Source organism: Burkholderia sp. JKS000303 (genome assembly GCF_002563755.1).
Taxonomy (GTDB): Bacteria; Pseudomonadota; Gammaproteobacteria; order Burkholderiales; family Burkholderiaceae; genus Burkholderia; species Burkholderia anthina_B.
In genome coordinates, this window is record NZ_PDBZ01000001.1 from 1073347 (window position 1) to 1097027 (window position 23681).

General features: G+C 62.4%; 17 protein-coding genes, 2 tRNA genes and 3 rRNA genes. 11 read left to right on the forward strand and 11 right to left on the reverse strand.

The window, feature by feature from the left end; translation table 11 throughout:
• Positions 1 to 110 precede the first annotated feature (110 nt).
• From BX604_RS05120 to BX604_RS05160, 8 genes are all read right to left on the reverse strand, one after another.
• The gene (locus BX604_RS05120) at positions 111 to 1784 is read right to left on the reverse strand and encodes a long-chain fatty acid--CoA ligase (RefSeq protein ID WP_098549860.1); all 1674 of its coding nucleotides are present in this window, start codon (positions 1782 to 1784) and stop codon (positions 111 to 113) included.
• A 136-nt stretch (positions 1785 to 1920) separates the two neighbouring features.
• The gene (locus tag BX604_RS05125; protein WP_098549861.1) at positions 1921 to 3996 is read right to left on the reverse strand and encodes a molybdopterin-containing oxidoreductase family protein; all 2076 of its coding nucleotides are present in this window, start codon (positions 3994 to 3996) and stop codon (positions 1921 to 1923) included.
• Between the two features lie 420 nt (positions 3997 to 4416).
• Positions 4417 to 4529 (reverse strand): 5S ribosomal RNA (gene rrf, locus BX604_RS05130).
• A gap of 133 nt (positions 4530 to 4662) precedes the next feature.
• Positions 4663 to 7544: ribosomal RNA gene (locus BX604_RS05135) — 23S ribosomal RNA — on the reverse strand.
• Positions 7545 to 7832: 288 nt separating this feature from the next.
• Positions 7833 to 7908, reverse strand: a tRNA-Ala gene (locus BX604_RS05145).
• Between the two features lie 41 nt (positions 7909 to 7949).
• Positions 7950 to 8026: transfer RNA gene (locus tag BX604_RS05150), tRNA-Ile, on the reverse strand.
• 61 nt (positions 8027 to 8087) lie between these two features.
• A 16S ribosomal RNA gene (locus tag BX604_RS05155) occupies positions 8088 to 9620 on the reverse strand.
• The 16S, 23S and 5S rRNA genes sit together here with 2 tRNA genes alongside, the layout of an rRNA operon.
• A 571-nt stretch (positions 9621 to 10191) precedes the next feature.
• Positions 10192 to 10968, reverse strand: a complete 777-nt coding sequence (locus tag BX604_RS05160; RefSeq protein WP_098549862.1) for an enoyl-CoA hydratase — start codon at positions 10966 to 10968, stop codon at positions 10192 to 10194.
• Between the two features lie 129 nt (positions 10969 to 11097).
• Here BX604_RS05160 and paaN point away from each other — a divergent pair, with 129 nt between their 5' ends.
• From paaN to paaK, 5 genes are all read left to right on the forward strand, one after another.
• Positions 11098 to 12804 (forward strand): phenylacetic acid degradation protein PaaN, encoded by a 1707-nt coding sequence (gene paaN, locus BX604_RS05165; protein WP_098549863.1) that lies wholly within the window; start codon positions 11098 to 11100, stop codon positions 12802 to 12804.
• Between the two features lie 87 nt (positions 12805 to 12891).
• Positions 12892 to 14094: a 3-oxoadipyl-CoA thiolase gene (gene pcaF, locus BX604_RS05170; protein ID WP_098549864.1), complete on the forward strand. Its 1203-nt coding sequence runs from the start codon at positions 12892 to 12894 to the stop codon at positions 14092 to 14094.
• 45 nt (positions 14095 to 14139) lie between these two features.
• Entirely contained in the window at positions 14140 to 14931 is a 792-nt protein-coding gene (gene paaG / locus BX604_RS05175) for a 2-(1,2-epoxy-1,2-dihydrophenyl)acetyl-CoA isomerase PaaG (protein ID WP_098549865.1), read from the forward strand.
• 1 nt (position 14932) lies between these two features.
• Positions 14933 to 15385 (forward strand): hydroxyphenylacetyl-CoA thioesterase PaaI, encoded by a 453-nt coding sequence (paaI, locus tag BX604_RS05180; protein ID WP_098549866.1) that lies wholly within the window; start codon positions 14933 to 14935, stop codon positions 15383 to 15385.
• Between the two features lie 38 nt (positions 15386 to 15423).
• Complete coding sequence (paaK, locus tag BX604_RS05185) at positions 15424 to 16722, forward strand: phenylacetate--CoA ligase PaaK (RefSeq protein WP_098549867.1); 1299 nt, start codon at positions 15424 to 15426, stop codon at positions 16720 to 16722.
• 135 nt (positions 16723 to 16857) lie between these two features.
• On the opposite strand, the gene mltA is transcribed toward paaK, so the two are convergent.
• A complete protein-coding gene (gene mltA / locus BX604_RS05190; RefSeq protein WP_244109182.1) occupies positions 16858 to 17982 on the reverse strand; it encodes a murein transglycosylase A in 1125 nt (374 codons plus the stop codon).
• Between the two features lie 28 nt (positions 17983 to 18010).
• Here mltA and BX604_RS39450 point away from each other — a divergent pair, with 28 nt between their 5' ends.
• Positions 18011 to 18154 (forward strand): hypothetical protein, encoded by a 144-nt coding sequence (locus BX604_RS39450; RefSeq protein WP_014898203.1) that lies wholly within the window; start codon positions 18011 to 18013, stop codon positions 18152 to 18154.
• 15 nt (positions 18155 to 18169) lie between these two features.
• Here the strand turns inward: BX604_RS39450 and apaG are convergent, their stop codons facing one another.
• Complete coding sequence (apaG, locus tag BX604_RS05195) at positions 18170 to 18544, reverse strand: Co2+/Mg2+ efflux protein ApaG (protein ID WP_014898204.1); 375 nt, start codon at positions 18542 to 18544, stop codon at positions 18170 to 18172.
• A 177-nt stretch (positions 18545 to 18721) separates the two neighbouring features.
• Between apaG and rpe the strand changes: the two genes are divergently transcribed.
• Both rpe and BX604_RS05205 read left to right on the forward strand, forming a co-directional pair.
• On the forward strand, positions 18722 to 19408 hold the full coding sequence (gene rpe / locus BX604_RS05200; RefSeq protein WP_011883156.1) for a ribulose-phosphate 3-epimerase: 687 nt from the start codon (positions 18722 to 18724) through the stop codon (positions 19406 to 19408).
• Between the two features lie 4 nt (positions 19409 to 19412).
• The gene (locus BX604_RS05205) at positions 19413 to 20168 is read left to right on the forward strand and encodes a phosphoglycolate phosphatase (protein ID WP_098549868.1); all 756 of its coding nucleotides are present in this window, start codon (positions 19413 to 19415) and stop codon (positions 20166 to 20168) included.
• A gap of 183 nt (positions 20169 to 20351) precedes the next feature.
• Here the strand turns inward: BX604_RS05205 and BX604_RS39335 are convergent, their stop codons facing one another.
• Positions 20352 to 20528 (reverse strand): hypothetical protein, encoded by a 177-nt coding sequence (locus BX604_RS39335; RefSeq protein WP_218926863.1) that lies wholly within the window; start codon positions 20526 to 20528, stop codon positions 20352 to 20354.
• Here BX604_RS39335 and trpE point away from each other — a divergent pair.
• Genes trpE through trpD form a run of 3 tightly spaced genes read left to right on the forward strand, consistent with a single transcriptional unit; the run spans position 20527 to position 23677 of the window.
• Entirely contained in the window at positions 20527 to 22020 is a 1494-nt protein-coding gene (trpE, locus tag BX604_RS05210) for an anthranilate synthase component I (protein WP_098549869.1), read from the forward strand. The genes BX604_RS39335 and trpE overlap by 2 nt on opposite strands.
• Before the next feature lie 12 nt (positions 22021 to 22032).
• Positions 22033 to 22632, forward strand: coding sequence for an aminodeoxychorismate/anthranilate synthase component II (locus BX604_RS05215; protein WP_098549870.1), 600 nt, complete (start codon positions 22033 to 22035; stop codon positions 22630 to 22632).
• A gap of 13 nt (positions 22633 to 22645) precedes the next feature.
• A complete protein-coding gene (gene trpD / locus BX604_RS05220) occupies positions 22646 to 23677 on the forward strand; it encodes an anthranilate phosphoribosyltransferase (protein WP_098552705.1) in 1032 nt (343 codons plus the stop codon).
• Positions 23678 to 23681: the final 4 nt, after the last annotated feature.

A 23681-nucleotide genomic window follows, 5' to 3' on the forward strand; every position in this document is an offset into this window, starting at 1 on the left:
CGTTCAGGCCATATCAGGTGAAGGTGTAACGGCGGCAACGGCATCTGCCGCTCGCCCGCCACAAAAGAAAAAGCCCGGCACATGCCGGGCTCGTTCGTTCGACTTCGGTGTTACGCGCGGCCGTCGCGCAGTTCGCGCCGCAGGATCTTGCCGACGTTCGTCTTCGGCAACTCGGTGCGGAACTCGACGAGTTTCGGACGCTTGTAGCCGGTGAGCCGCTCCTTGCAGTACGCGAGGATGTCCTTGTCGGTGAGCGCCGGGTCCTTCTTCACGACGAACAGCTTCACGGCTTCGCCCGAATGCTCGTCCGGCACGCCGACCGCCGCTACTTCGAACACGCCCGGATGCGATGCCACCACGTCCTCGACCTCGTTCGGATACACGTTGAAGCCGGATACGAGGATCATGTCCTTCTTCCGGTCGACGATCTTCACGTAACCGCGCGCGTCCATTACGCCGACGTCGCCCGTCTTGAAGAAACCGTCAGCGAACATGACCTTCGCGGTTTCGTCCGGACGATTCCAGTAGCCGGCCATGACCTGCGGCCCGCGGATGCAGATTTCGCCGGGCTCGCCGAGCGCGACGTCGTTACCGGCGTCGTCGCGAATCGCCACCTCGGTCGACGGCAGCGGCAACCCGATCGTCCCGCTGTACTCGGTCGCCGTCACGGGGTTGCAGGTCGCCACCGGCGACGTTTCGGACAGGCCATACCCTTCGATGATCGCGGTATGGGTCTTCTCGTACCAGCGCTTCGCGACGCCTTCCTGGATCGCCATGCCGCCACCGTTGGCGATCACGAGCTTCGACAGGTCGAGCTGGTTGAATTCGGGATGATTCAGCAGCGCGTTGTACAACGTGTTGACGGCCGGAATCGTCGAGATCTGGTACCCCTTCAACTCCTTGATCATGCCGCCGATGTCGCGCGGATTCGGGATCAGGATCCCCATGCCGCCCGTGCGCATCGTCAGGAAGCCGCAGACGGTCAAGGCGAACACGTGATAAAGCGGCAGCGCGACGACCGTCACGAACTGCTTTACGTCGGGGTGCTTCTCGTGGGCCGGATGGTGCCACGCGCCGGCCTGCAGCACGTTCGACACGATGTTCCGGTGCAGCAGCGTCGCGCCCTTCGCGACACCCGTCGTACCGCCCGTGTATTGCAGGAACGCGACATCGTCGGGGCCGAGCTTCTGCGGCTTGAACGTTTGCCGTGCGCCTTCCGACAGCGCGGCCTTGAAGCGCGTAAACGACGGAAGCTGCCAGGCCGGCACCATCTTCTTCACGTTGCGCACGACGTAGTTGACGAGCCAGCCCTTGATGCCCAGCAGGTCACCCATCGACGCGACCACGACATGCTTGACCGCGGTATTCGCAATGACGGCCTGAAGCGTCGACGCGAAGTTCTCGAGAATGACGATCGCTTCCGCCCCGCTGTCCTTCAGCTGGTGCTCGAGTTCGCGCGGCGTATAGAGCGGGTTCACGTTGACGACGGTGTAGCCCGCGCGAAGCACCGCGACGATCGCCACCGGATACTGCAGCACGTTCGGCATCATGAGTGCGACGCGCGCGCCGCGTTTCAGACCGCGCGACTGCAGCCACGCGCCGAACTGGCGCGACAGCGCATCGAGCTCACCGTACGTGATGCTCTTGCCCATGCAGACGAACGCCTTCCGGTCGCGATACTGCCGGAAGCTTTCGTCGAGGAGATCCGGAATGGATGGATACGGGGACGTGTCAATTTCGGCTGGAACGCCGGGTGGGTACGATTTCAGCCAAATTTTGTCCATGCCGCGCGTCTCCTCACAGATTTTCGAATGGTCGTGCTAAAACGCATCGTAGCGGCTCGCCCGTCCCGAGACAACAGGGTTAGATGCCCACTTCGAACTTTCAGACAAATTCGTCTGATCATACTCATAAATTCGGTCAAATCCGCTCTACTTCCACAAGACAATCGTAAAACGTCGCCGAATTGCCGAGATCGGTCAGAGCCTGACTCGTCACTTCATTCGCGTTCCGGCCATCCGGCGAGAGCTTCTTCCACCAGATCGACAACCCGACGACGAGTCCGGCCCGCGCGCGATCGGTCACGCGCGCAAGCGCCTGCATCGATCCGCGGTCGTTGAAAACGCGGACGACGTCGCCGTCGCCGATATCGCGCGCGTCGGCGTCGGTCGGATGGATATCGAGATGCGGCTGGCCTTCCGTGTTGCGCAGGCTGTCCACGTTCACGAACGTGCTGTTCAGGAAGTGCCGGGCCGGCGGCGAAATCATCGCAAGAGGATAGCGGGCGGCGAGCTCGGGCGCCGCTTCCTCCGATTCGAAGGGCGGCAGGTAGTCCGGCACCGGATCCATACCCATCTGCTCGAGCCGTGCGCTGTAGAACTCGCACTTGCCGGACGGCGTACGGAAGCCGCCGTTCGCGAACGGTGCGTCCGCCACGTTGAGCTTGAGCCACCCGGCGCGCTTCAGGGTGTCCCAGTCGCTGTCGAGCGCGGGGTCATCCCAGCGAAGCGCCGCACGCGCGACGTCTTCGTCGCTGTGATACAGCGCCGGCTCGTCGAGCGCCATGCTGCGCGCGATCCCGCGAAAGATCTCGGTGTTCGACCGCGCGTCGCCCACCGGCGCAATCGCGGGCAGATTCGCCATCACGTAGGTGTGACCGTACGATTTGTGGATGTCGAGATGTTCGAGCTGCGTCGTGGCCGGCAACACAATGTCGGCGAAATCGACCGTATCTGTCTTGAAGTGTTCAAGAACAACAGTGAACAGGTCTTCACGCGCGAAGCCCGCTGCGACCTTCGACGAGTCCGGCGCGACAGCCACCGGATTCGAGTTGTAGACGATCACCGCTTCGACCTTCGGGCCGAACGCCGTGTCGCCCGGGTGCAACAGCGCGTCGCCGATCGCGTTCATGTTGATGATGCGCGGCAGTTTGTGCGGCCATCCGGGCATCAAATCAGGACGCAGCAGCGCCGTCTGATTGACCGGCGCGGATTCCGACGACGACAGCAGCAACCCGCCCGCCCGATCCCGCCACGCGCCCGTCAGCGCGGGCAGGCTCGCGATCGCGCGCACGGCGTTGCCGCCACCACGCACGCGCTGCATGCCGTAATTGAGGCGAATCGATGCCTTGCGGGTCGCGCCGTAGCGACGTGCGAGTTCGACGAGTTCCGACGCGTCGATGCCGCAAATCTGCGCAACGCGCTCCGGCGGATAGGACAAGGCTCGCGCCTTGAGGGCATCGAAGCCGAGCGTATGCTGCGCGATGTAGTCGTGATCGAGCAGATCTTCGGTGATCAGCACATGCATCATGCCGAGCGCGAAGGCGCCATCGGTGCCCGGCTTCAGCGCAATGTGCTGATGGCACTTTTCGGCCGTCAGCGAGCGATAGGGGTCGATCGCGACCAGGCGTGCGCCGCGGCGCTTGGCTTCCTGCGCCCGAGTCCAGAAGTGCAGGCTCGATGCGATCGGATTGGCGCCCCAGATCAGGATCAGTTCGCTTTCCTCGAAGTGCTCGAGATGCATTCCGACGCTGCCGCCGTACGTGTAGCGCAGGCCCGCCGCGCCGGCCGCCGCGCAGATCGTACGCTCGAGCCGGGAGGCGCCGAGTTTGTGGAAGAAGCGTTGCGCGATGCCTTCGCCCTGCACGAGCCCCATCGTCCCCGCATAGCTGTACGGCACGATCGCTTCCGGCGCGCGCGCGGCGATTTCCCCGAGGCGGCGACCGATCTCGTCGAATGCCTCGCTCCAGCTGATCGGCACGAAGCGCCCTTCCCCCTTCGCACCGACACGCTTGAGCGGAACGGTGAGGCGATCCGGATGATGGACGCGGTCAGCGTATCGACTGACTTTCGTACACAACACGCCTTGCGTAGGCGGATGGTCCGGGTCACCGGTGACCTTGATCGCCTTGCCGTTCTCGACAGTCACGCGCATGGCGCATGTGTCCGGGCAATCGTGAGGGCAAACGGCCCGGGCTATCTGAGTGGCGGCGCTCATCGTTCTGGATGCGTGGATGGAGATTCGCGAATTTTACGTGGCCGTGCCGAATAAGGCTTCATTTCGCACGGATTTCCAGCCTGTTTTGAGATAAAACGGGATGAGGGAATGGTTGATCTCGACCTCGACACGACTCCGATGGGCTGGTGCGACGGTATCGACGGACGAATACATGATGAAGGACGCCGGTGAACTGCCTCGACGAGGGCGGCGAGTCGCCTTTTGGGACGTGAAATGCGTGGAGATATGCCTGGAAACGGCACTAGATCGCGGGATGCGCTCGGGGCGGGGCGGTGGGGCTTAAGGAGAGGTAGCGGCACGCATGGGCGAGGCCGCGAACAGTATGCCCCGCCCACCTGCATTTCCGCCGCTCAAATGCAAAAACCCCCGCCTTTCGGGCGGGGGTTCTCGGCTTAGGGAGCCTGACGATTACCTACTTTCACACGGGAATCCGCACTATCATCGGCGTAGAGTCGTTTCACGGTCCTGTTCGGGATGGGAAGGGGTGGGACCGACTCGCTATGGTCATCAGGCAAAGAGGGTTGTTGTGCTGCTTCGCAGCACAACCAATCTTGGAAGAAGCAGTAATTTTTTGAGTTGTGTGTATCGCACACACGAGAATCCAACCCGTCCGACGCGCTATCCAGCGCGAAACAGACTTGTTATAGGATCAAGCCTTACGGGCAATTAGTATCAGTTAGCTGAACGCATTACTGCGCTTACACACCTGACCTATCAACGTCCTGGTCTCGAACGACCCTTCAAGGGGATCTAGTCCCCAGGGATATCTCATCTTAAGGCGAGTTTCCCGCTTAGATGCTTTCAGCGGTTATCTCTTCCGAACATAGCTACCCGGCGATGCCACTGGCGTGACAACCGGTACACCAGAGGTTCGTCCACTCCGGTCCTCTCGTACTAGGAGCAGCCCCCTTCAAATATCCAACGCCCACGGCAGATAGGGACCAAACTGTCTCACGACGTTTTAAACCCAGCTCACGTACCTCTTTAAATGGCGAACAGCCATACCCTTGGGACCGGCTACAGCCCCAGGATGAGATGAGCCGACATCGAGGTGCCAAACACCGCCGTCGATATGAACTCTTGGGCGGTATCAGCCTGTTATCCCCAGAGTACCTTTTATCCGTTGAGCGATGGCCCTTCCATACAGAACCACCGGATCACTATGACCTGCTTTCGCACCTGCTCGACTTGTCGGTCTCGCAGTTAAGCACGCTTATGCCATTGCACTATCAGCACGATTTCCGACCGTACCTAGCGTACCTTCGTACTCCTCCGTTACGCTTTGGGAGGAGACCGCCCCAGTCAAACTGCCTACCATGCACTGTCCCCGACCCGGATCACGGGCCAAGGTTAGAACCTCAAACAAACCAGGGTGGTATTTCAAGGACGGCTCCACCGAAACTAGCGTTCCGGTTTCATAGCCTCCCACCTATCCTACACAGATCGGTTCAAAGTCCAATGCAAAGCTACAGTAAAGGTTCATGGGGTCTTTCCGTCTAGCCGCGGGTAGATTGCATCATCACAAACACTTCAACTTCGCTGAGTCTCGGGAGGAGACAGTGTGGCCATCGTTACGCCATTCGTGCAGGTCGGAACTTACCCGACAAGGAATTTCGCTACCTTAGGACCGTTATAGTTACGGCCGCCGTTTACCGGGACTTCAATCAAGAGCTTGCACCCCATCATTTAATCTTCCGGCACCGGGCAGGCGTCACACCCTATACGTCCACTTTCGTGTTTGCAGAGTGCTGTGTTTTTATTAAACAGTCGCAGCCACCAGTTTATTGCAACCCCTTCACCCTTTGCCCGCAGGGGCATCAAGCTACAAGGGCGTACCTTATCCCGAAGTTACGGTACCAATTTGCCGAGTTCCTTCTCCCGAGTTCTCTCAAGCGCCTTAGAATACTCATCTCGCCCACCTGTGTCGGTTTGCGGTACGGTCATCGTTAGACTGAAGCTTAGAGGCTTTTCTTGGAACCACTTCCAATTGCTTCGCTCCCTAAGGAGCTCGCGCCACACCCTTGAATCCTGCGCCCGGATTTGCCTAAGCGCCTTCTCCAATGCAGCGACCGGGACTTCCAACACCCGGACAACCTTCCGCGATCCGTCCCCCCATCGCATCTAACAATGGTGCAGGAATATTGACCTGCTTCCCATCAGCTACGCATTTCTGCCTCGCCTTAGGGGCCGACTCACCCTACGCCGATGAACGTTGCGTAGGAAACCTTGGGCTTACGGCGAGGGGGCCTTTCACCCCCTTTATCGCTACTCATGTCAGCATTCGCACTTCTGATACCTCCAGCATCCCTTCCGAGACACCTTCGCAGGCTTACAGAACGCTCTCCTACCATGCGTGCAAAGCACGCATCCGCAGCTTCGGTATATAGCTTAGCCCCGTTACATCTTCCGCGCAGGACGACTCGATCAGTGAGCTATTACGCTTTCTTTAAAGGGTGGCTGCTTCTAAGCCAACCTCCTGACTGTTTTAGCCTTCCCACTTCGTTTCCCACTTAGCTATATTTGGGGACCTTAGCTGGCGGTCTGGGTTGTTTCCCTCTTGACACCGGACGTTAGCACCCGATGTCTGTCTCCCGTGATTGCACTCTTCGGTATTCGGAGTTTGCTATGGCGGGGTAATCTGCAATAGACCCCCCAACCATGACAGTGCTCTACCCCCGAAGGTGAGACACGAGGCACTACCTAAATAGTTTTCGGAGAGAACCAGCTATTTCCAAGTTTGTTTAGCCTTTCACCCCTATCCACAGCTCATCCCCTAACTTTTCAACGTTAGTGGGTTCGGACCTCCAGTACGTGTTACCGCACCTTCATCCTGGCCATGGATAGATCACTTGGTTTCGGGTCTACGCCCAGCAACTGAACGCCCTATTCGGACTCGCTTTCGCTACGCCTGCCCTATACGGTTAAGCTTGCTACTGAACGTAAGTCGCTGACCCATTATACAAAAGGTACGCCGTCACCCCTTTCGAGGCTCCGACTGTTTGTATGCATGCGGTTTCAGGATCTATTTCACTCCCCTCCCGGGGTTCTTTTCACCTTTCCCTCACGGTACTGGTTCACTATCGGTCGATCACGAGTATTTAGCCTTGGAGGATGGTCCCCCCATCTTCAGACAGGATTTCACGTGTCCCGCCCTACTTGTCGCACACCTAGTTCTTTCGTACTGTTTTCGCCTACGGGGCTATCACCCGCTATGGCCACACTTTCCAGAGTGTTCGGCTAACAATACAAATAAAGAGTGCAAGGCTCATCCCATTTCGCTCGCCACTACTTTGGGAATCTCGGTTGATTTCTTTTCCTGCGGTTACTTAGATGTTTCAGTTCACCGCGTTCGCTTCGCATAGCCTATGTATTCAGCTATGGATACTCCAAAAGGAGTGGGTTTCCCCATTCGGACATCTACGGATCAAAGCTTGTTTGCCAGCTCCCCGTAGCTTTTCGCAGGCTACCGCGTCCTTCATCGCCTGTGATCGCCAAGGCATCCACCACATGCACTTGTTCGCTTGACCCTATAACGAGTCTGTCTCATCGACAGTTCGTTACAGGTTGAGTTCTCGCATTTGTGCCGTATTCCAATTGAGTCAAACATAGAGTTCGAATCATCTTGAGATACATCGATACAATCACAACCCGGATAGTTTTCACGTCCATCTCATAGACGCTTCCGCTATCCAAATTACTTACTTCTTCCAGATTGTTAAAGAACGACAGCCGATATGGTGTTACTCATATCACTCTGACTGGCTCAATCGCCAATGACAAACGTTCGACGAAGTCGAACGCTTGTCATTGAAGATTGGTGGAGGCAGACGGGATCGAACCGACGACCCCCTGCTTGCAAAGCAGGTGCTCTCCCAGCTGAGCTATGCCCCCATGTACAGGTATGCCTCAGGGTGTACCGTCCGCCAAGACGGTGGTGGGTCTGGTTGGATTCGAACCAACGACCCCCGCCTTATCAAGACGGTGCTCTAACCGACTGAGCTACAGACCCTGAGTCTGTCTTTAATTTACAGCCGATAAGCGTGAGCGCTCAACTTTGCGAGAAGCTCTAGAAAGGAGGTGATCCAGCCGCACCTTCCGATACGGCTACCTTGTTACGACTTCACCCCAGTCATGAATCCTACCGTGGTGACCGTCCTCCTTGCGGTTAGACTAGCCACTTCTGGTAAAACCCACTCCCATGGTGTGACGGGCGGTGTGTACAAGACCCGGGAACGTATTCACCGCGGCATGCTGATCCGCGATTACTAGCGATTCCAGCTTCATGCACTCGAGTTGCAGAGTGCAATCCGGACTACGATCGGTTTTCTGGGATTAGCTCCCCCTCGCGGGTTGGCAACCCTCTGTTCCGACCATTGTATGACGTGTGAAGCCCTACCCATAAGGGCCATGAGGACTTGACGTCATCCCCACCTTCCTCCGGTTTGTCACCGGCAGTCTCCTTAGAGTGCTCTTGCGTAGCAACTAAGGACAAGGGTTGCGCTCGTTGCGGGACTTAACCCAACATCTCACGACACGAGCTGACGACAGCCATGCAGCACCTGTGCGCCGGTTCTCTTTCGAGCACTCCCACCTCTCAGCAGGATTCCGACCATGTCAAGGGTAGGTAAGGTTTTTCGCGTTGCATCGAATTAATCCACATCATCCACCGCTTGTGCGGGTCCCCGTCAATTCCTTTGAGTTTTAATCTTGCGACCGTACTCCCCAGGCGGTCAACTTCACGCGTTAGCTACGTTACTAAGGAAATGAATCCCCAACAACTAGTTGACATCGTTTAGGGCGTGGACTACCAGGGTATCTAATCCTGTTTGCTCCCCACGCTTTCGTGCATGAGCGTCAGTATTGGCCCAGGGGGCTGCCTTCGCCATCGGTATTCCTCCACATCTCTACGCATTTCACTGCTACACGTGGAATTCTACCCCCCTCTGCCATACTCTAGCTTGCCAGTCACCAATGCAGTTCCCAGGTTGAGCCCGGGGATTTCACATCGGTCTTAACAAACCGCCTGCGCACGCTTTACGCCCAGTAATTCCGATTAACGCTTGCACCCTACGTATTACCGCGGCTGCTGGCACGTAGTTAGCCGGTGCTTATTCTTCCGGTACCGTCATCCCCCGACTGTATTAGAGCCAAGGATTTCTTTCCGGACAAAAGTGCTTTACAACCCGAAGGCCTTCTTCACACACGCGGCATTGCTGGATCAGGCTTTCGCCCATTGTCCAAAATTCCCCACTGCTGCCTCCCGTAGGAGTCTGGGCCGTGTCTCAGTCCCAGTGTGGCTGGTCGTCCTCTCAGACCAGCTACTGATCGTCGCCTTGGTAGGCCTTTACCCCACCAACTAGCTAATCAGCCATCGGCCAACCCTATAGCGCGAGGCCCGAAGGTCCCCCGCTTTCATCCGTAGATCGTATGCGGTATTAATCCGGCTTTCGCCGGGCTATCCCCCACTACAGGACATGTTCCGATGTATTACTCACCCGTTCGCCACTCGCCACCAGGTGCAAGCACCCGTGCTGCCGTTCGACTTGCATGTGTAAGGCATGCCGCCAGCGTTCAATCTGAGCCAGGATCAAACTCTTCAGTTTAAACCTGTTACTGTTTTCGGTTCAGTTAAGAACCGGTCGCTCACTCAAAGCTGACAGGAATATGAATTGCTTCATAAACCTGACTTACTTTAGTGTGAGACTCTTGATACTTTCGCTATCTGATCCGAGGATCAGCTCGCGTCCATCAAGCGCCCACACTTATCGGCTGTTAATTTTTAAAGAGCATTTCTGCGAGGAACTTCGTGTCTCTCAGCAGCGCTGCGTTTTCAGCAGCAGAGAAGCGAGATTATGAACCGTCTTTTTCAACTCGTCAACAACTTTTTTAACTACTTCGTTGCGACGGTTGGGGTTCAACGCCTTGTGCGCCGGGGCTCTACAGCAACCTCGACCGCACTGCTTCCCTTCCTTCTTCTCTCGCGCTGCGTTTCCGTTAGCGCGAAAGAGGCGTGATTCTAAGCACCCACCCCGATCTCCGCAAGCCCTTTGTGAAAATATTTTGAAAAAGCCTCCGTGCGCTGCCGCGCACGGAGGCTTTGGGCTCTCGGCATCGAGGGATCGCGCCGGCGACGGCTACCCGCCGCCCGCCCTGCACCGCCCCGCCGCAGCCGGATCAGCGGTTCTTGAACTCCGGCTTGCGCTTCTCGACGAATGCCGCCATCCCTTCCTTCTGATCTTCCGTCGCGAACAGCGAATGGAACAACCGCCGCTCGAAATGGACGCCTTCGGCCAGCGTCGTTTCGTACGCGCGATTCACCGACTCCTTGACCATCATGACCGCCGGCAGCGAAAACTCGGCGATCGTCGTCGCAGCGGCAATCGCCTCGTCGAGCAGCTTGTCGGCCGGCAACACGCGCGACACGAGCCCGGCCCGCTCCGCTTCGGCCGCGTCCATGAAGCGCGCGGTCAGACACATGTCCATTGCCTTCGCCTTCGACACCGCGCGCGGCAGCCGCTGCGTGCCGCCCGCCCCCGGCATCACGCCGAGCTTGATCTCGGGCTGGCCGAACTTGGCGGTATCCGCCGCGAAGATGATGTCGCACATCATCGCGAGCTCGCAGCCGCCGCCGAGCGCAAAGCCCGACACGGCGGCAATGATCGGTTTGCGGATCTCGCGGACAGTCTCCCAGTTGCGGGTGATGTAGTCGCCGCGGTAAACATCCATATAGGAATAGGTCGCCATCATGCCGATGTCGGCGCCGGCGGCGAATGCCTTCTCGCTCCCCGTCACGACGATCGCACCGATACCGTCGTCCGCATCGAACGCCTTCAGCGCAGCGCCCAACTCATCCATCAGCGCATCGTTCAGCGCATTCAGCGCCTTCGGACGATTCAGCGTGACCAGCCCGACTCGCCCCCGGGTCTCCACCAGGATGTTCTCGTAAGACATCTATTCCTCCTCGATCAATGAAATGAGAAACGCCTCGCACATGCGGATAGTTTGATGCTACCATTCTCCGACCAACCGGTCGGTTAATTAATCAAACCAATTCCCCTCAACGTCCATCAGGCTGCCGTCATGACCCATGCACTGTTCACGAAGCACGAAGACACGCTGAAACACGCCCTCGCCGCCATCGAGAGCCGCGGGTACTGGAGCCCGTTCGCCGAAATGCCGAGTCCCAAAGTGTACGGGGAAAGCGCCAACGCCGATGGTGAGGCCGCGTTCAAGGCGCACCTCGACAACACGTTCGCGCTCGACCAGCCGGCGTCCGGCGAGACGGTCGGCGCGGAGCAGTCGCCGTACGGGATCGCGCTGGGCATCCGCTATCCGAAATCGACGCCCGACGAGCTCATTGCCGCGGCAGCCGCCGCTCAGCGCGCGTGGCGCGAAGCCGGCCCCACGGCCTGGATCGGCGTCAGCCTCGAAATCCTCGCCCGCCTGAATCGCGCGAGCTTCGAAATCGCCTATAGCGTGATGCACACCACCGGCCAGGCGTTCATGATGGCGTTCCAGGCCGGCGGCCCGCACGCACAGGACCGCGCACTCGAAGCAGTGGCCTACGCATGGGACGAACTGCGCCGCATCCCGGCCGACGCCCATTGGGAAAAGCCGCAAGGCAAGAACCCGCCGCTCGCGATGCACAAGCGCTACACGATCGTGCCGCGCGGCACCGGCCTCGTGCTCGGCTGCTGCACGTTCCCGACGTGGAACGGCTACCCGGGCCTGTTCGCCGATCTGGCAACCGGCAACACGGTGATCGCCAAACCGCATCCGGGCGCGATCCTGCCGCTCGCGATCACGGTCCGCATCGCACGCGACGTACTGCGTGAAGCCGGCTTCGATCCAAACGTCGTCACGCTCCTCGCGACCGAGCCGAACGACGGCGCACTCGTGCAGGACCTCGCACTGCGCCCCGAAATCAGGCTGATCGACTTCACGGGCAGTACGCAAAACGGCACGTGGCTCGAGCGCAATGCCCACCAGGCACAGGTGTATACGGAGAAGGCAGGGGTCAACCAGATCGTGATCGACTCGACCGACGACCTGAAGGCCGCGGCCAAGAACATCGCGTTCTCGCTCGCGCTGTACTCCGGTCAGATGTGCACCGCACCGCAGAACATCTACGTGCCGCGCGACGGCATCCGCACCGCGGACGGCCATGCGAGCTTCGACGAAGTCGCCCAGGCGATCGCCGTCTCCGTGCAAAAGCTCACCGGCGACCCGGCGCGCTCGGTCGAACTGATCGGTGCGATCCAGAACGATGGCGTGACCGCGCGCATCGACGACGCCCGCAAGCTCGGCCGTGTGCTCGCCGACAGCCAGGCACTTCAGCACCCCGCCTTCCCCGACGCCCGCGTGCGCACGCCGCTCGTGATACAGCTCGACGTGGCCGACCGCGCAAAATTCACGCAGGAGTGGTTCGGCCCGATCTCGTTCGTGATCGCGACCGACTCGACCGCGCAGTCGCTCGATCTCGCCGGCGCGATCGCCGCCGAGCACGGCGCGCTGACACTCTCCGTCTACAGCACCGACGACAAGATCCTCGACGCTGCACACGATGCAGCGGTGCGCGGCGGCGTCGCGCTGTCGATCAACCTGACGGGCGGTGTGTTCGTGAACCAGTCGGCCGCGTTCTCCGACTTCCACGGCACCGGCGCGAACCCGGCAGCCAACGCGGCGCTGGCCGATCCGGCATTCGTCGCCAACCGGTTCCGCGTGGTTCAAAGCCGCGCCCATGTTGCGCCGAAGGCAGCGCCCGCGGAAGCCGGCCAAACGGCATAACCCGAATGGCCGACGTGCAAACGCCGCCACGTTCTCTACCATGAACGAATCCGCCAACCGGCGGGTTCGCTGCCCATCGATACGCCCATGACTGACGCCTACATCTGCGACGCAATTCGCACTCCCATCGGCCGCTACGGCGGTGCCCTGAAAGACGTTCGAGCCGACGATCTCGGCGCGGTGCCGCTCAAGGCGCTGATCGAACGCAACAGCAACGTCGACTGGTCGGCGATCGACGACGTGATCTACGGCTGCGCGAACCAGGCCGGCGAGGACAACCGCAACGTCGCGCGCATGTCCGCGCTGCTCGCGGGCCTGCCGACCGCCGTGCCCGGCACGACGCTGAACCGCCTGTGCGGCTCGGGCATGGACGCGGTCGGCACAGCCGCGCGCGCGATCAAGGCGGGCGAGGCACGCCTGATGATCGCGGGCGGCGTCGAAAGCATGACGCGCGCGCCGTTCGTGATGGGCAAGGCCGCGAGCGCGTTCGCGCGCCAGGCCGCCATTTTCGACACGACCATCGGCTGGCGCTTCGTCAATCCGCTGATGAAACAGCAATACGGCGTCGACTCGATGCCCGAGACGGCGGAAAACGTCGCGGTCGACTACAACATCAGCCGCGCCGACCAGGACCTGTTCGCGCTGCGCAGTCAGCAGAAGGCCGCCCGCGCGCAGCAGGACGGCACGCTCGCCGCGGAAATCGTGCCGGTCACGATTGCGCAGAAGAAAGGTGACGCGCTCGTCGTGTCCGTCGACGAGCATCCGCGCGAAACATCGCTCGACGCGCTCGCGAAGCTGAAGGGCGTCGTGCGCCCGGACGGCTCGGTGACGGCCGGCAATGCGTCGGGCGTCAACGACGGTGCATGCGCGCTGCTCCTCGCCAACGCGGAAGCCGCCGAGCAGTATGGGCTGCGCCGCCGCGCACGCGTCGTCGGCATGGCGACCGCCGGTGTCGAGCCGCGCGTGATGGGCATCGGCCCCGCGCCGGCCACGCAGAAACTGCTGCGTCAACTCGGCATGACGATCGACCAGTTCGACGTGATCGAGCTGAACGAAGCATTCGCGTCGCAAGGTCTCGCAGTATTGCGCATGCTCGGCGTCGCCGACGACGATCCGCGCGTGAACCCGAACGGCGGTGCAATCGCGCTGGGCCATCCGCTCGGCGCATCGGGCGCCCGGCTCGTGACCACGGCGCTTCACCAGCTCGAGCGTACGGGTGGCCGGTTTGCGCTCTGTACGATGTGTATCGGCGTCGGCCAGGGCATCGCGATCGCGATCGAACGCGTGTAACCGTCGCGTCGCGCGCCTATAACGAAGTCATGAAGGAGACACTGCATGTCATATCAGGCGATCCAGCTGGATATCGATCAGACTGCCCGCGTGGCCACGATCACGCTCAACCGTCCGGACAAGCTGAACAGCTTCACGCGGGCGATGCACCGCGAACTGCAGTCGGCACTCGATGAAGTCGAAGCAGCCGGTGCGCGCGCGCTGATCCTGACGGGTGCGGGGCGCGGCTTCTGCGCGGGCCAGGATCTGGCCGACCTCGACTTCACGCCGGGCGCAGCCACCGACCTCGGTACGTTGATCGAAGAGCACTTCAATCCGCTGATCCGCCGCCTGCAGCGCATGCCGATTCCGGTGATCGCCGCGGTCAACGGCACGGCGGCCGGCGCCGGCGCGAATCTCGCGCTCGCATGCGATCTCGTGTTCGCCGCGCGCTCGAGCAGCTTCATTCAGGCTTTCGTCAAGATCGGGCTCGTACCCGATTCGGGCGGCACATGGTTCCTGCCACAACGCGTCGGCATGGCACGCGCGCTGGGGCTTGCCCTCACCGGCGACAAACTCGGCGCCGAACAGGCCGAGCAATGGGGCTTGATCTGGCGGGCAGTCGACGACGACGCACTCGCCGCGTCGGCCCGTCAGGTCGCGACCCAGCTCGCGCAGCAACCGACGCTCGCGATTGCAGCGATCAAGCAGTCGATGCGCGACAGCGTCACGAACACGCTCGACCAGCAGCTCGACCTGGAGCGCGACCTGCAACGCAAGCTCGGCCAGTCGCACGACTACGCGGAAGGCGTCCAGGCGTTCATCGAAAAGCGTGCACCGCGCTTCGAGGGGCATTGACATGACCACCGCCACCGACACGCTCGACCCAGATTCGCTCGCCCGCGCCACGGCGCAGGCCATGTACGACGCGGACGCCTGCAGCCGCGCCTTCGGGATGGAAATCGCCGAAGTGCGCGCCGGCTATGCACGCCTGCAGATGCGCGTGCGGCCGGAGTTCCTGAACGGGCATCAGACCTGCCACGGCGGAATCATCTTCACGCTCGCCGATTCGACGTTCGCGTTCGCATGCAATTCGTACAACCTGAATACCGTTGCGGCCGGCTGTTCGATCGAATACCTGCGCCCCGTACACGGCAACGACTTGCTGACGGCCGAGGCGATCGAGCAGACGCGCAGCGGCCGGCACGGGATCTACGACATCCGCGTCACGAACCAGACCGGCGACACCGTCGCGATGTTTCGCGGCAAATCGGCCCAGATCAAGGGCACGGTTCTTCCGGAAGATCGCTGACGTTCACGGCTCGCTCATAACAAACACTGGAGACACGCATGACAACCCCGCTACCGCTCGAGCCGATCGAGACCGCCTCACGCGACGAGCTGACCGCGCTGCAGCTCGAACGCCTGAAGTGGTCGCTCCGGCATGCGTATGAACATTCCCCCGTCTATCGCCGCAAATTCGACGAAGCGGGCGTGCACCCCGACGACCTGAAGACGCTCTCCGACCTGTCGCGCTTCCCGTTCACGACCAAGAGCGACTTGCGCGACAGCTATCCGTTCGGGATGTTCGCGGTGCCGCAGGACCAGATCTCGCGCATTCATGCGTCGTCGGGCACGACGGGCAAGCCGACCGTCGTCGGCTATACGGCGCGCGACATCGACACGTGGGCGAATCTCGTCGCGCGCTCGATCCGCGCGGCCGGCGCGCGCCGCGGCGACAAGGTCCACATCAGCTACGGCTACGGGCTTTTCACCGGTGGGCTCGGCGCCCACTACGGCGCCGAGCGCGCGGGATTGACGGTGATTCCGTTCGGCGGCGGCCAGACCGAGAAGCAGGTGCAACTGATCCAGGATTTCCGGCCCGACATCATCATGGTGACGCCGAGCTACATGCTGTCGATCGCCGACGAGATCGAGCGTCAGGGTCTCGATCCCGCACAAAGCTCGCTGCGCATCGGTATTTTCGGCGCGGAGCCGTGGACCAACGACATGCGCGTCGCGATCGAGCAGCGGATGGGAATCGACGCGGTCGACATCTACGGGCTGTCCGAAGTGATGGGCCCTGGCGTCGCGTCGGAATGCGTCGAGACCAAGGACGGCCCGACCATCTGGGAAGACTACTTCTACCCGGAAATCATCGACCCCGAAACCGGCGAAGTGCTTCCGGACGGCGAACTCGGCGAGCTGGTCTTCACGTCGCTGACGAAGGAAGCGCTGCCGATCATCCGCTACCGCACCCGCGACCTGACGCGGCTGCTGCCCGGCACCGCGCGCACGATGCGCCGGATGGAGAAGATCACCGGCCGTTCGGACGACATGATGATCGTGCGGGGGGTGAACGTCTTCCCGACGCAGATCGAGGAGCAACTGCTGAAGCAGCGCGCACTCGCCCCGCACTATCAGATCGTACTGACGAAGGAAGGCCCACTCGACGTGCTGACGCTCAACGTCGAGCCGTGCCCCGAAACGGCGCCGGACACGGTGGCGATCGACGCGGCCAGGCAGGCGCTCGCATACGACATCAAGTCGCTGATCGGCGTGACGGCCGTGATCAACGTGCTGCCCGTCAACGGGATCGAGCGCTCGGTCGGCAAGGCGCGTCGCGTCGTCGACAAGCGCAAGGGCTGACGCACACCGCGGCACGCCGGTCGCGCGGAGCAACATCCCGCGCCCCAAGAAAAAACAGCCCGATCGGCGATGCCGATCGGGCTGTTTCGTTCTGACGTGCCGGCCATACGCCGTATCTACCGGCACCGCTGCGCTTCACGAGTTCGGGAACAGCAGCCACATCCGGCCGACCTGCTTCATCCGCCCGGCCAGATCGCCTGCGTCGTCGCCGAGCCCCCAGAAATAGTCGGCTCGCACGCCGCCCTTGATCGCCGAACCCGTATCCTGCGCGAATACGAGCCGGTTCATCGGCGTATTCGTGAGCGGACGCGTGGTCTGCAGGAACACGGGCGTGCCGAGCGGGATCGACGACGGATCGACCGCGATCGAGCGCTCCGGCGTGAGCGGCACGCCGAGCGCGCCGATCGGGCCGTCCGCGCCGCCGTGCGGCGCATCTTCCTTGCTCGGCATGTCGCGGAAAAACACGAAGCGCGGATTGGTGTCGAGCAACGCGTCGACGCGGGTCGGGTTCGCCTTCGCCCAAGCCTTGATGCCCTGCATCGTCGCCTGCGCCGGCGTCAGCTCGCCGCGATCGAGCAGCCACCGGCCGATCGAACGGTACGGCTGATTGTTGGTGCCGCCGAAGCCGACCCGCATCACCGAACCGTCCTCGAGCAGCACGCGCCCGGAACCCTGAACCTGCAGGAAGAACGCTTCGATCGGATCGTCGACCCACACGAGTTCGTTGCCGTTCAGGATGCCGGCGCGCTCGAGCTGCGCGCGAGGCGGCAGCGCGGCACCGGCGCGATAGCCGGCAGGCCAGCGATAGAGCGCGTACTGATACGGACCGCGACGCACACGGGAACCGTGCAGCAACGGCTCGTAATAACCGGTCACGAGCCCGTCGAGGGTGCCGTCGGTATTCGCCAGTTGAAACGGCGTGAAATACGTTTCGAAGAACGCGCGCGCGCTGCTGACGTCGAGCTCGTCGAGACGGTCGGCGGCCGCGCAAGCGCGCTGCCACGCCGGCTGGCGCGCGAGCCGCACGCAGTTCTGCCGCAGCGCGGCCGCAGCGCCGATCAGCGAATCGTCCTGCCAGCCCGGCACCTGCTGCCAGGCGACCGGCGTGAGCCGCTTCGCGGCGATCTGCCCCGGCACGATCGCCGCGCCGGTCGGCGGCTTCAGCGCCGACGTCCGCGTCGGCGCGCTGCCGCATGCGGCCAGCAGTACCGCCGCTGCGGCTGCCGCCATCCAGCCGGCCACCCGGGGCCCAAACCACATACAATGTCCGTTCTTGATGGAAACCGCCATGTCAGATTTTCTCGACCAATATCCGATGCTCATCTTCGCGCTCGAAGCTTTCGTAGCGCTTGCCCTGCTGATCTTCATCGTCGTGTGGACGTCGTCGGGCAGGAAGAAGCACGCCCGCAACAACGACCGCCAGCCGCGCTGACCCGCTCCCGCACGCTCAATGCAGCGTGCGCGGCATGTGCAGCGCAAACTCGTCGACCGGCGCGTCGAACCGCTCGCCGTCCTCCGCCACGCAGAAGTACGCGCCACGCATCGTGCCGACCGGCGTCGCGATCACGGCCCAGCTCGTGTATTCGAACTGTTCGCCCGGCTGCAGCAGCGGCTGGTGCCCGACGACGCCGAGCCCTTTCACTTCCTGCACGTGGTTGTCGCTGTCCGTGATGATCCAGTGACGCGCGATCAGCTGCGCCGCGACCTGTCCGGTGTTGCGGATCGTCAGCGTGTACGCGAATGCGTATTGACGTCGATCGGGGTCGGATTGTTCCGGCAAGTAGCTGGTTTTCACCGAAACGGTGAATTGATACTGACTCATGGTGTTTCCGCTGTAAGTAACCGCCCGCGCCAACTCGAGCGGCGAGGCCGCGGGCGCGCCGCACTGGTTCGGCATTCTATGCGGAATCGGGCCGCAACCGCACGGCCTGTCGCCGCGCATCGGGTCGCCGGACGGTAGAATGGCGGTTTTGCGTCGCAGCGTCCCCGCTCCCCTGTCATGACTCAATTCCGCATCGCTCCCAGCATCCTGTCGGCCGACTTTGCACGGCTCGGCGAAGAAGTCCGCAACGTGGTCGCCGCCGGCGCCGACTGGATTCACTTCGACGTGATGGACAACCATTATGTGCCGAACCTCACGATCGGCCCGCTCGTCTGCGAGGCGATCCGCCCGCACGTGCAGGTGCCGATCGACGTGCACCTGATGGTGCGCCCGGTCGACCGGATCGTGCCCGATTTCGCGAAAGCCGGCGCGAACCTGATCAGCTTCCACCCGGAAGGCTCCGATCACATCGACCGTACGCTGTCGCTGATCCGCGATCACGGCTGCAAGGCCGGCCTCGTGTTCAATCCGGCCACGCCGCTGAACTATCTCGACCACGTGATGGACCGCCTCGACTTCGTGCTGCTGATGTCGGTGAACCCGGGCTTCGGCGGCCAGTCGTTCATTCCGGAAACGCTGAACAAGCTGCGCGAAGCACGCGCCCGCATCGACGCGTACACCGAGCGCACCGGCCGCGAGATCCTGCTCGAAGTGGACGGCGGCGTGAAGACCGACAACATCGCGGAAATCGCAGCGGCCGGCGCGGACACGTTCGTCGCCGGTTCGGCGATCTTCGGCAAGCCCGACTACCGCAAGGTGATCGACGAGATGCGCGCGGCGCTCGCCACCGTCGAGCGGAGCTGACGCCGTGGCCGATTCCTCGCTGGCCGGTCACGCACCGGCCGAAGCCGACGGCCCGATCCGTTTCGCGACGCCGCGCATCGACGCCGCGCTGATCGACCTCGACGGCACGATGGTCGACACGGTCGACGATTTCACGGCCGGGCTGAACGGGATGCTCGCGCAACTCGGCGCGCCGGCGACGTCGCGCGACGAGGTGATCGGCTACATCGGCAAGGGCTCCGAGCACCTGATCCAGAGCGTGCTGAAGCCGCGCTTCACGCCCGACGAAGCGCACGCGCGCTTCGACGATGCGCTCGCGATCTACCAGACCGAATACGCGAAGATCAACGGCCGCCACACGCGCCTCTACCCGGAGGTGGCAGCCGGCCTCGACGCGTTGCACGCGGCTGGCATCCGGCTCGCGTGCGTGACGAACAAGCCGCACCGCTTCGCGGTCGAGCTGCTCGAGCAATACGGGCTGATCGATCGCTTCGGCATCGTGCTCGGCGGCGACAGCGTCGCGCGCAAGAAACCCGATCCGCTGCCGATGCTCACGGCGTGTGATGCACTCGGCGTCGCGCCCGACGCGGCGGTCGCGATCGGCGACTCGGAAAACGATGCGCTGGCGGGCCGCGCGGCCGGCATGGCGACGCTGACTGTGCCTTACGGCTACAACCACGGCAAAGCTATACAAACGATAAATTCGGATGGTATAGTCGATTCGTTGCTGGTCGCAGCCCGCGCGATCACCGCGCACAACGCCGGCCGGCCAACCATCTGATTATTTCTTCCATCCGCATGTTTCTGAATAAAAAACGGAGTCTGAGCAGCATCGACCGGGGAGCCTGGCCCTGGCGTCGCTGGTCGCGCTAACCTCTTCGATGAGGTACGCTGAAGCACGTCTTCAGCGCCGTTTTTTATCTCGCTGCGCATCCGCGCGCCGACCGTCGCACCACCTCGAGTTCTACCGCACCCGAACGCTTGCGTTCAGGATCGGCCGCAGGCTCGCGACGTTCACGCCCGGAATGCCGGCCGGCAACAGGCACTTCTCGATCGACCGCCCTTTCGCCGACGGCAGCCCGCACAGCGTCAAGTGATCCCTGGCGCACTCCGCCGCTCGTCCCGAACAGGACTGGAACATGACCGAACTCGAATTCCAATCGCTTGCGAACGAAGGCTACAACCGCATCCCGCTGATCGCGGAAGCGCTCGCCGACCTCGAAACGCCGCTGTCCCTCTACCTGAAGCTGGCCCAGCCCGAACGCACGGGCGCCAACTCGTTCCTGCTCGAATCGGTGGTCGGCGGCGAACGCTTCGGCCGCTATTCGTTCATCGGCCTGCCCGCACGCACGCTCCTGCGCACCCGCAACGGCGTGTCCGAAGTGGTACGCGACGGTCAGGTCGTGGAAACGCACGACGGCGATCCGTTCGAATTCATCGAGTCGTTCCAGGCGCGCTTCAAGGTGGCGCAGCGCCCTGGTCTGCCGCGTTTCTGCGGCGGCCTCGCAGGCTATTTCGGCTACGACGCGGTGCGCTATATCGAGAAGAAGCTCGCGAACACCGCGCCGCGCGACGATCTCGGCCTGCCCGACATCCAGCTGCTGCTGACCGAGGAAGTCGCGGTGATCGACAACCTCGCCGGCAAGCTCTATCTGATCATCTACGCAGACCCGGCCCAGCCTGAAGCCTATACGAAGGCGAAGCAGCGCCTGCGCGAGCTCAAGCAACGCCTGCGCACGACCGTGCAGCCGCCGGTGACGTCGGCGAGCGTGCGCACCGAGACGTTCCGCGAGTTCAAGAAGGAAGACTATCTGGCCGCGGTACGCCAGGCGAAGGAATACGTCGCGGCCGGCGAGCTGATGCAGATCCAGGTCGGCCAGCGACTGACGAAACCGTACCGCGACAATCCGCTGTCGCTGTATCGCGCGCTGCGTTCGCTGAACCCGTCGCCGTACATGTACTACTACAACTTCGGCGACTTCCACGTGGTCGGCGCGTCGCCGGAAATCCTGGTGCGCCAGGAAAAGCGCGGCGACGACCAGATCGTCACGATCCGTCCGCTCGCCGGCACGCGTCCGCGCGGCAACACACCCGAGCGCGATGCGGAACTCGCGACCGAGCTGCTCAACGATCCGAAGGAGATTGCCGAGCACGTGATGCTGATCGACCTCGCGCGCAACGACGTCGGCCGCATCGCCGAAATCGGTTCGGTGCAGGTGACCGACAAGATGGTGATCGAGAAGTACTCGCACGTGCAGCACATCGTCAGCTCGGTGGAAGGCAAGCTGAAGCCCGGCATGACGAACTACGACGTGCTGCGCGCGACGTTCCCGGCCGGCACGCTGTCCGGCGCGCCGAAGGTGCGCGCGATGGAGCTGATCGACGAGCTCGAGCCGATCAAGCGCGGGCTGTACGGCGGTGCCGTCGGCTACCTGTCGTTCTCCGGCGAGATGGATCTCGCGATCGCGATCCGCACGGGCCTGATCCACAACGGCAACCTGTACGTGCAAGCGGCAGCCGGCATCGTCGCCGACTCGGTACCCGAATCCGAATGGCAAGAGACCGAGAACAAGGCGCGCGCGGTGCTGCGTGCGGCGGAACAGGTCCAAGACGGCCTCGATAGCGACTTCTGACGGAGACTGACCATGCTGCTCATGATCGACAACTACGACTCGTTCACCTACAACCTGGTCCAGTACTTCGGCGAACTGGGCGAGGACGTGCATACGTACCGCAACGACGAAATCACGCTCGACGACATCGCGCGCCTGAATCCCGACACCATCTGCCTGTCGCCGGGCCCGAGCAACCCGCAGCATGCGGGCATCACGCTCGACGTGCTGCGCGAATTCGCGGGCAAGAAGCCGATCCTCGGCGTCTGTCTCGGCCATCAGGCGATCGGCGAGGCATTCGGCGGCCGCGTCGTGCGCGCGAAGACCATCATGCATGGCAAGGTGAGCCGGATCGAAACGGATTGCCGTGGCGTGTTCGCGGATCTGCCGAAGCATTTCGACGTCACGCGCTATCACTCGCTCGCGGTCGAACGCGAATCGCTGCCCGACTGCCTCGAGGTATCCGCGTGGACCGACGACGGCGAAATCATGGGCGTGCGTCACAAGACGCTGCCGATCGAAGGCGTGCAGTTCCACCCGGAATCGATTCTCTCCGAGCACGGCCATGCGCTGCTCGAGAATTTCCTGAAGCAGCATCGTGCAGCGGCCCACGCGGCCGCGCCGGCCGCCTGACGGGAGACGCACGATGACGATTACCCCGCAGGAAGCGCTGCAACGCACGATCGAACACCGCGAAATCTTCCACGACGAGATGCTGCACCTGATGCGGCTCATCATGCGCGGCGACATGTCGCCCGTGATGGCGGCCGCGATCATCACCGGGCTGCGCGTGAAGAAGGAGACGATCGGCGAGATCGCCGCCGCCGCGACCGTGATGCGCGAATTCGCGCACCACGTCGAGGTGCAGGACAACTCGAACTTCGTCGACATCGTCGGCACGGGCGGCGACGGTTCGCACACGTTCAACATCTCGACCGCGTCGATGTTCATCACCGCAGCGGCCGGCGCGAAGGTCGCGAAGCACGGCAACCGCGGTGTGTCGAGCAAGTCCGGCAGCGCCGACGTGCTCGAGGCGCTCGGCGTGAACATCGACCTGCAGCCCGACCAGGTGGCCGCGTCGATCGCCGAAACCGGCATGGGCTTCATGTTCGCGCCGAACCATCATCCGGCGATGAAGAACATCGCGGCCGTGCGCCGCGAGCTCGGTGTGCGGACGATCTTCAACATCCTCGGCCCACTGACCAATCCGGCCGGCGCGCCGAACCAGCTGATGGGCGTGTTCCACGCCGACCTCGTCGGCATCCAGGTGCGCGTGATGCAGCGTCTGGGCGCGCAGCACGTGCTGGTCGTGTACGGCAAGGACGGGATGGATGAAGTGTCGCTCGGCGCCGCGACGCTGGTCGGCGAACTGCGCGACGGCAAGGTGCACGAATACGAGATCCATCCGGAAGACTTCGGGCTGCAGATGGTGTCGAACCGCACGCTGAAGGTCGAAAATGCCGAGGAATCGCGCACGATGCTGCTCGGCGCGCTGGACAACCAGCCGGGCGTCGCACGCGAGATCGTCATGCTGAACGCGGGCACCGCGCTCTATGCGGCCAACATCGCGGAATCGATCGCGGACGGCATCCAGCTCGCCCGCGAAGCGATCGCGAGCGGCAAGGCGCGCGCGAAGGTCGACGAACTCGTGCGCTTCACGCAGCAGTTCAAGCGCTGACTCC

Bases quoted from the DNA above. Each gene is read 5' to 3' on its own strand.
- BX604_RS05120 (WP_098549860.1), bottom strand. From the start codon at position 1,784: ATGGACAAAATTTGGCTGAAATCGTACCCACCCGGCGTTCCAGCCGAA.
- BX604_RS05125 (WP_098549861.1), bottom strand. From the start codon at position 3,996: ATGAGCGCCGCCACTCAGATAGCCCGGGCCGTTTGCCCTCACGATTGC.
- BX604_RS05160 (WP_098549862.1), bottom strand. From the start codon at position 10,968: ATGTCTTACGAGAACATCCTGGTGGAGACCCGGGGGCGAGTCGGGCTG.
- paaN (WP_098549863.1), top strand. From the start codon at position 11,098: ATGACCCATGCACTGTTCACGAAGCACGAAGACACGCTGAAACACGCC.
- pcaF (WP_098549864.1), top strand. From the start codon at position 12,892: ATGACTGACGCCTACATCTGCGACGCAATTCGCACTCCCATCGGCCGC.
- paaG (WP_098549865.1), top strand. From the start codon at position 14,140: ATGTCATATCAGGCGATCCAGCTGGATATCGATCAGACTGCCCGCGTG.
- paaI (WP_098549866.1), top strand. From the start codon at position 14,933: ATGACCACCGCCACCGACACGCTCGACCCAGATTCGCTCGCCCGCGCC.
- paaK (WP_098549867.1), top strand. From the start codon at position 15,424: ATGACAACCCCGCTACCGCTCGAGCCGATCGAGACCGCCTCACGCGAC.
- mltA (WP_244109182.1), bottom strand. From the start codon at position 17,982: ATGTGGTTTGGGCCCCGGGTGGCCGGCTGGATGGCGGCAGCCGCAGCG.
- BX604_RS39450 (WP_014898203.1), top strand. From the start codon at position 18,011: ATGTCAGATTTTCTCGACCAATATCCGATGCTCATCTTCGCGCTCGAA.
- apaG (WP_014898204.1), bottom strand. From the start codon at position 18,544: ATGAGTCAGTATCAATTCACCGTTTCGGTGAAAACCAGCTACTTGCCG.
- rpe (WP_011883156.1), top strand. From the start codon at position 18,722: ATGACTCAATTCCGCATCGCTCCCAGCATCCTGTCGGCCGACTTTGCA.
- trpE (WP_098549869.1), top strand. From the start codon at position 20,527: ATGACCGAACTCGAATTCCAATCGCTTGCGAACGAAGGCTACAACCGC.
- BX604_RS39335 (WP_218926863.1), bottom strand. From the start codon at position 20,528: ATGTTCCAGTCCTGTTCGGGACGAGCGGCGGAGTGCGCCAGGGATCAC.
- BX604_RS05215 (WP_098549870.1), top strand. From the start codon at position 22,033: ATGCTGCTCATGATCGACAACTACGACTCGTTCACCTACAACCTGGTC.
- trpD (WP_098552705.1), top strand. From the start codon at position 22,646: ATGACGATTACCCCGCAGGAAGCGCTGCAACGCACGATCGAACACCGC.